Raw genomic sequence first — 2,550 nt, forward strand, 5'->3', positions numbered from 1 at the left:
GGTATTCAATCACCGACCGCGCCTCAAAATACATCAGGCTCCGGGGAGGGAGACAATCACCCGAGTCCTTACAATTAGAGCCTGCGATGCTCTACGGACCTCAAAGTCAACCAAATATCTTCCTCTTGGCCTGTTCCCTCGAGATCGTTGGATCCGATTGCTTCCTGCCCGCAGAAAAGCACCATAGACTCCCCCCCTGCTTCACGGGAACTGGGATAAATAATCCCATCTAACTTGGGTGCCTCCTGTTCTTTATGGAATTCAAGGCGAAAGTATTCCGTCACAACCTGGGTGGGAATGTACTCGATATGGATCCGATCATCTCGCTCAATTGGTTGGGTGAAGTCGCGCAGGAGATGGTGGAAGAAGGTTGCTTCCCTCCCTCCCCAGGGTTGGGAATCGGGGATAGGGGCGAAAAACCCAGGTATATCCGGAAGGCCGGAAAGGTCGAGCAGAAACAGGTCTCTTTGGACAACGAACTGCCCGGTGGAAAATAACCCCGGTCCCTCAAAGATTTCCTGGAAGGCTGTTTCGGGGTCCAAGGCTCCATAGAAAAGAGCTACTCCGGGGGGGCTCATCCTATTGCTTAGAGTTGCGTGTGGAGGAGGAGGCCCTAAAGATTCAGGCGTCGTTAATTTCTCCCCATTCTTCGAAAACCTAGTGCGGAAAATCGGGGTTTCATTTGATAGGGTCCGGAAAAGGTCGAGTCTCTCTGCGATATCCCCGATTGATTTCAGCGTTTCCGCGGGGGAAGGATCGGGGTCCAGTCCTTTTAATTCGGAGTTTTCCCCCTCCTGAATCCGGTCCAGGAAAAACCGTGTTTTGTACTTTACGGTATTAGAAAAGCCCTCCCAGCCCGACCATAAAATTTCAAGCTTATCCCTCCCGAATGGGTTACGAAGGCACCAATCCTGGGGGCCTCCGAGGTATTCTATGATCTTCTCGAAGAGAATTCCTTCTTCATCCCGCTGGAGTTCAAGTCCAATTTCGTCAAGTACAAGATCATGGGTGTCCCAAACTTTTCCAAATTGCCATCCTCCCTCCCGGCTTTCCCATGGCAGGCAATTAGCCGCCAAGTCGTACTCCTCCTCAATACAGTTTTGGATGTGGGAAAGAATTATGTCCAATTTTGCGGTCGGCGCGTCGCTTCCCCGGCAAATATCGCAGCCAGGATCCTCATCTGAACTGTTAATTAAGCTTTTAAGGTCCGGATCATTGAAGCACTCGGCGCAAACGTATAATTCCCCGATATCCATCAATGCTATATCCCCACAAGAATTAAGCCTTAACTGGCTCAGGCGAAACAGCCTCCTGGAAAAAGCGGCCTAGCGAAGCAACTCAGTCCGAATAACCTAAAGGACACCTACTTCGAAACCGCAAGTGGGTGTCCTATCCTGGTTATTTTACCTATAGAGCGAACCCTCCGGTGCTTTAATATATTATTTCTGGCAAATACCTCATTATCCCTTTATTAAGTTTCTCTTTTAAATTTCTTGCAATAAAATCATTTATTTTTTCATTTTCCCTTCGGCTGGCTTCCAATTCTTTTTTGGTTATATCCCGTTGCCTATTCCAATATGTAGCCAAATCACCAAAGTCGGCCTTATTGAGGATTTTATTAAAATCACCCATATTAGTTCCATTTAACATCAAGTTAAATGCTTTTGAAAAGTTGATTTTTCCCGCCTTACTACGAATAAATTCCTTATTTTTTTCAGTTAAAAGTGATATTTGACCGCGATCCGATTCAAACCTTTTGGTGTAATCTTTTTTGAAATTCAATAGAATGGCTATATTTCTATATTTTTGTGCTAATTGCATATTGCACCTTTCATATTTTCTGAAATATTTCTCCCGTTTTTCTTTATTTTTTAACTGTTGCTCTTGAAGTATTTTTGCTAGTTTGACGTCCTTTTTGTTGGGCGCGCCCTTTTCATATACCGATTTTATGTGTTTATTGATTAAATAAAATGTTCCTGCAGTAGAATTTACAGCGCCAAGGTAATCCTTCCCGTAGAAATAACAATTTAGCCTTTGCTCCTGGGCTTTTTTAAATTCGGTTTTAGTTGTGTAGCTGTTTAGGTCCGCTCTACTCTTATAAACTGATACCGCCCCAGTTAATATGAGAGACCCTAATATTAAGGGGATAAAGGTATTAAAAAACCAGGCACCAAAGAATCTGAAACTTTCTTTTTTCTGTAGATTAAACATGCAGCATCCTGATGTTGAAATTTTAGGGTTGATTCTAAAGAAAAAAGATTATTTTCAATTGGTTTAAACGAAATCTAAAGGACACCCACTTTAAACCTAAAGGAGTGCGTACCTATAACGGACACCCACCTTTTTGCCCTCACCTGGCCTCCTAGAAACCTAGATGTTACGAGGTAAGGGACACCCACTTCCCGCCTCGAACGTCAAAACCTAAAGGACACCCGCTTCGTTAGAAAGTGGGTGTCCTTTTCCTCGTTCCCCGGGTGGGTAAGCCGGAACGGCGCCCGCCGGACCAGATTGCTCACGAAGGAGCGTGCCGTCGCCGCTTTGCGGTCGTCC

Annotated in this window: 2 protein-coding genes; both read right to left on the reverse strand. The window is 45.1% G+C overall.

What is annotated here, in order from left to right; all coding sequences use genetic code 11:
- Positions 1-74 precede the first annotated feature (74 nt).
- Positions 75-1,256, reverse strand: a complete 1,182-nt coding sequence (locus ACERLL_RS17660; protein ID WP_373657413.1) for a HEPN-associated N-terminal domain-containing protein — start codon at positions 1,254-1,256, stop codon at positions 75-77.
- Between the two features lie 175 nt (positions 1,257-1,431).
- A complete protein-coding gene (locus ACERLL_RS17665; RefSeq protein WP_373657414.1) occupies positions 1,432-2,211 on the reverse strand; it encodes a hypothetical protein in 780 nt (259 codons plus the stop codon).
- Between the last annotated feature and the right edge of the window lie 339 nt (positions 2,212-2,550).

Source organism: Thiohalorhabdus sp. Cl-TMA, assembly GCF_041821045.1.
Classification (GTDB): domain Bacteria; phylum Pseudomonadota; class Gammaproteobacteria; order Thiohalorhabdales; family Thiohalorhabdaceae; genus Thiohalorhabdus; species Thiohalorhabdus methylotropha.

Bases quoted from the DNA above. Each gene is read 5' to 3' on its own strand.
- ACERLL_RS17665 (WP_373657414.1), bottom strand. From the start codon at position 2,211: ATGTTTAATCTACAGAAAAAAGAAAGTTTCAGATTCTTTGGTGCCTGG.
- ACERLL_RS17660 (WP_373657413.1), bottom strand. From the start codon at position 1,256: ATGGATATCGGGGAATTATACGTTTGCGCCGAGTGCTTCAATGATCCG.